Here is a 4106-nt window from a genome sequence, read left to right on the forward strand (position 1 = left end):
AATTCGGTATTTCCGGAATTGGAAATGATCAACTCGCTTTTATGGAGAGAGATATAGATTTTTCCGCCCGGTAAGTTATGCCGGATGGCATTTAACCATAAATTGTTCAGTAGAATTTCAATCAGGATTTTGTTTCCCTCAGCAACAACATTATTGTCTATTTCTGTTTGAACAGTAATATTTTTATTGTCAGAATGTTCTTTGAATTGTTCTAAACAAAGTTGGGTCAGTTGGCTGATGTCAACCGTTTCGCTATCGTCAAACTGGTGATTCTCAATTCTAGCAAGCAACAGCAGGTTTTTGTTCAGGCGCGTAATACGTGTCAGTGCCTGGTTTATTTCTTCAATAATCTGATACTGACGGTCTGTTATGTTTTCCTTTTGCAACAATACATCTAATTTGTTTTTTATAATTGCCAAAGGGGTCTGCAATTCATGTGAGGCATTTTCCGTAAATTCTTTTTGAGTTTTGTAAATGGAAATACTATGCTCTAATAGCTTATCCAAAGCCATATTTAATTCTTCAAATTCCAGTGTGTCCGATTTTTCAAATGTAATTGCAGTCTGGTGATCCAGGTTGAATGTTTTTAATTTGGATAACGTACTCCTGAAGGGTTTCCATAATCGAACAGATAGCCGCCTGCTCAAAAACAAAAAACCAACAACCAAAATCAGAAAGAACAAAAGGGTAATCAATGCAATGGCCGCAACCGTTTCTTCTGTTTCTTCTACGTTTGTTTCTACGGTTAAATAATAGGGCTCATTATTGACATGGACAAGCTTTACTAAACCTCTGAAACGGTTAATATCTGTATGTTCAACGTAAGGATTTTGTCTTAAAACAGTAAAGGTACTGTCAAGACGAGCCGTTGTTTTTGTTACTTTTTTTAAATCCGTACCGGGCTGTATTTTATTCCATAAGGCTATGCTTTGGGTAAGCTCCTCTTCCGTTAATTGCAATTTGTTTAATTCCTTTTCTGTTCTCTCTGCAATAATTTCGTTGTGTTCGTCCAATTCGCTCAACCATATCCTGTCTACCAAGTAATAATAAGCCGGAACACTTGCTGCCAAAACAACCAGTGAATAAAGAGCAAAAGTTCTTAGCGTTTTATTTAATAGTTTTTTCATCCTTCCCATTTGTAGCCTGTTCCGTAAACGGTTTTTAAATAAGTATCACAACCTGCCTCATTGAGCTTTCTTTTTAGGTTTTTGATGTGGGCATATACAAAATCATGGTTGTCTAACATATCTGCAAAATCTCCTGATAGATGTTCTGCCAAGGCACTTTTTGAAATAACCTTGTTTTTGTTTCCGATAAAATAAAGTAAGAGGTCAAATTCTTTTTTGGTCAACGAAATCAATTCGCTGTTTACAGAAACGCTTTTGGCAAGCAAATCAATTTGTAATTCATTTTGCTGAACCGTATTTGAGTTTCCAAACTGTTTTCTACGGATAACTGAATATATTCTTGCCGCCAATTCCGAAAGGTGAAAAGGTTTTGTTAGATAGTCATCGGCACCGATTTGCAACCCCTTTATTTTATCGTCTAAAGAATTTTTGGCCGAAATGATAATCACACCATCTTGCTTATCCTGTCTTTTTAGTTCTTCCAAAATTTTTATTCCGTTGCCGTCAGGCAGCATAATGTCTAGAAGAATACAATCATAATTGTAGGTCTCAATTTTATCCAATGCCTGATGGTATGTAGATGCAAATTCACACAAGTAGCTTTCTTCCGATAGATATTCGGCTATGCTTTGTGCAAGTTGTGGTTCGTCTTCTACGATCAGGATCTTCATGTGGTAAATTTACGAATACAATTTTGAATAAATTTTGAAGTAGCGGACCAGAGGCTTTATCACGTGTTAAATGTTTGATGTCGATGAAAAAGTGAAATTCCAGATGAATAGTTTCAGCAATTCAGATTTTCTCCATAATCTGATGTTAGCTTAGGATATAAAATTAAATCAATATGAAAAGAGTATTTGTTTTAGTAGCTGGTCTGACCGGCTTAACCCTGGGAGTTAACGCGCAAAAACTTAGCGCAGCAAAAGTTCCATCAGCAGTAAAAGCTGCTTTTGAAAAAAAGCATCCTGAAATAAAGACCGTAACCTGGGAAAAAGAAAAAGGCGATTATGAAGCTGCATTTACGGTAAATGGCAAGAAGAATTCTGAAAATTACTCTCTGAAGGGAATGCTTGTTGAATCAGAAACGGAGATAAACCCTGCCGAATTGCCTAAAGAGGCTTCTGCGCATATTATTTCACAATTCAAGAACGCAAAGATTAAAGAAGCTGCAAAGATTACCAATGCAAAAGGAGAAGTGACCTATGAAGCAGAAGTCAATGGTAAGGATCTGATTTTTGATGCGAAAGGAAATCCTGTCATTTCACATCGTAGCCTTTAAAAGAAGTCCGAAGTTAAGTTCAGGATTGATTCATCATCAATCCTGAATTGGCTCAATCTGATGTAAGTAGCGGCTTCTATATGGAGTTTTCCAAAGGTACTGCTAAAACCTGCTTCATAATTGTTAGCGGTTACGGCTTTTGTTGTAATATCTGCAAGTGTATTCTCTGTAGCAGAACGTAATACCAGACCAAGATCTCCAATACTAAAACTTTGTGAGAAACTAATGAATGGTTTGAAATAGGCTATCTTATTATACCTTAATCCTGCATTAAATACAAAGGCATTGTAGTTTAGCGCACCACCCTTGATGCGTCCTATGATTTATTAAAGGACAAAGGCGTTCGTTATCAACTGCTGGCAGAAAGTAAAAAAAGCCTTAATCCTTATAGATTGATCAGTCTGGAAAACCGGACGGTAAAATCTGAACAAACACCAGTTTCTACGCTTATTTACATTATTGATGGCAAGACATGCAGGCATATGGTGCTTGTTTCTGTGAAAACCTCGAAGTTCCCAGCCGATTTTTTGAAACAATGGTCTGAGATTTTATTGAACGGCCGGATCGTTCCATCAAAAGAAGGAAATTTTGAACTTACGGATGATGCGTTTTTTTACATCAAAGAAGGGAATGGAGGTAGTGAATTTTATGTTACTGCCAGTTTTAAATCAAATCAGGTTGGGCATTTGCTTAAGGGCCAGTCTGCTAAAAGTTATTGTGGATGATTTTCCTGACCTTAGTCTTTCGGGTGAAGTGATGGAGATCAGCAACGTAAAAAAGGAATCTCCTTTAAATACTCCGAATAACCAAAGCGGAAATTATGTGAAAATAGTTGAAAGATTTCCTGTGAACATTAAAGTTGAAATAGGGGCTAGGGATAAGGAGAAGTTTAAAAATCAAATGAGTTGTACAGTTAGGGTGGCCACGGCTCCAAAGTAAATAGGGAATCCGTACATTATTTATTAAGCTAATGATTTAAGGATTAAATGGAAAATCATCAAATGGACAAGTCGCTAATACGGTTGCAGGAAAATATTCCTTTGACGGAAGGAGAAATAAAGGAGATAGAGCAGGGGCATAAAGGTGTATTGAGAGTAGTTGCGGTTACGATTGCCCTTAGTATGGTCTTTATGGTCTTAATTGCTATTTTTTCGGTAAAAAAGGAGACGCTGGATGGGCTGGGCTATAAGGATTATTTTGCGTTTTTTTGTCTGGGTTTATCCTTTTTTTGTTTTTGTTATCTGATGGCCTGGCTTTGCGTGTTGTATTTCAGGTACAATTGGAGGAAGGATAAATTAAGGGGAAAAAACAGATTAGTAAGTGTGGTGATTGACCGGGATAAGACTGAGCATGCGGAGTACCTGACTTTTTCAGGGCCGGCTGATCAGGCGAAAATTAGGATTGAGGTTGACATGGAAGATTATCATCGTTATCCGGTCGGGTCTAAAGTGATCGTTACTTATTTGAAATTCAGCAGGAAGGCACTTGAAATCTCTGACTTTTGAATTGAGGCCAACTTATTCATTTTTGTAGCTCATAATGAGTGGATTAGGATTCGTAATTACCTCAGGGAGCCTATCTGGACTCCATGAGGTAATTAGTTTTGTTAGATAGCCTAGTTTTTATGAATAGACCTCTTTTGGGTTTTTATTAACAGATACCCGGTTAATAATATGCTTTTAGATATTTGCTGGTCTGCT

The 4106-nt window shown here is 37.1% G+C and carries 6 protein-coding genes; 4 read left to right on the forward strand and 2 right to left on the reverse strand.

Features of this window, described 5'->3' with window-relative positions; all coding sequences use genetic code 11:
• On the reverse strand, window positions 1-1127 hold a 1127-nt coding region (locus VNZ46_RS00670; protein ID WP_325558134.1), incomplete at its 3' end, for a HAMP domain-containing sensor histidine kinase.
• Complete coding sequence (locus VNZ46_RS00675; RefSeq protein WP_325558135.1) at window positions 1124-1798, reverse strand: response regulator transcription factor; 675 nt, start codon at window positions 1796-1798, stop codon at window positions 1124-1126. The genes VNZ46_RS00675 and VNZ46_RS00670, both read right to left, overlap by 4 nt.
• Before the next feature lie 173 nt (window positions 1799-1971).
• Here VNZ46_RS00675 and VNZ46_RS00680 point away from each other — a divergent pair, with 173 nt between their 5' ends.
• From VNZ46_RS00680 to VNZ46_RS00695, 4 genes are all read left to right on the forward strand, one after another.
• Window positions 1972-2406 carry a hypothetical protein gene (locus VNZ46_RS00680; RefSeq protein WP_325558136.1) on the forward strand — a complete coding sequence of 145 codons (435 nt, stop codon included), beginning with the start codon at window positions 1972-1974 and terminating at the stop codon, window positions 2404-2406.
• A gap of 392 nt (window positions 2407-2798) precedes the next feature.
• The gene (locus tag VNZ46_RS00685; RefSeq protein WP_325558137.1) at window positions 2799-3131 is read left to right on the forward strand and encodes a hypothetical protein; all 333 of its coding nucleotides are present in this window, start codon (window positions 2799-2801) and stop codon (window positions 3129-3131) included.
• Window positions 3124-3345, forward strand: coding sequence for a hypothetical protein (locus tag VNZ46_RS00690; protein ID WP_325558138.1), 222 nt, complete (start codon window positions 3124-3126; stop codon window positions 3343-3345). The genes VNZ46_RS00685 and VNZ46_RS00690 overlap by 8 nt, the downstream gene beginning before the upstream one ends.
• 62 nt (window positions 3346-3407) lie before the next feature.
• Window positions 3408-3911: a hypothetical protein gene (locus VNZ46_RS00695; RefSeq protein ID WP_325558139.1), complete on the forward strand. Its 504-nt coding sequence runs from the start codon at window positions 3408-3410 to the stop codon at window positions 3909-3911.
• Window positions 3912-4106 lie beyond the last annotated feature (195 nt).

The sequence above is a fragment of the Pedobacter sp. genome (assembly GCF_035566355.1).
In the GTDB taxonomy this organism is placed as follows: domain Bacteria; phylum Bacteroidota; class Bacteroidia; order Sphingobacteriales; family Sphingobacteriaceae; genus Pedobacter.

What these genes read in the sequence shown, in the direction of transcription:
- VNZ46_RS00675 (WP_325558135.1), bottom strand. Translation starts at nt 1,798, where the DNA reads ATGAAGATCCTGATCGTAGAAGACGAACCACAACTTGCACAAAGCATA.
- VNZ46_RS00680 (WP_325558136.1), top strand. Translation starts at nt 1,972, where the DNA reads ATGAAAAGAGTATTTGTTTTAGTAGCTGGTCTGACCGGCTTAACCCTG.
- VNZ46_RS00695 (WP_325558139.1), top strand. Translation starts at nt 3,408, where the DNA reads ATGGACAAGTCGCTAATACGGTTGCAGGAAAATATTCCTTTGACGGAA.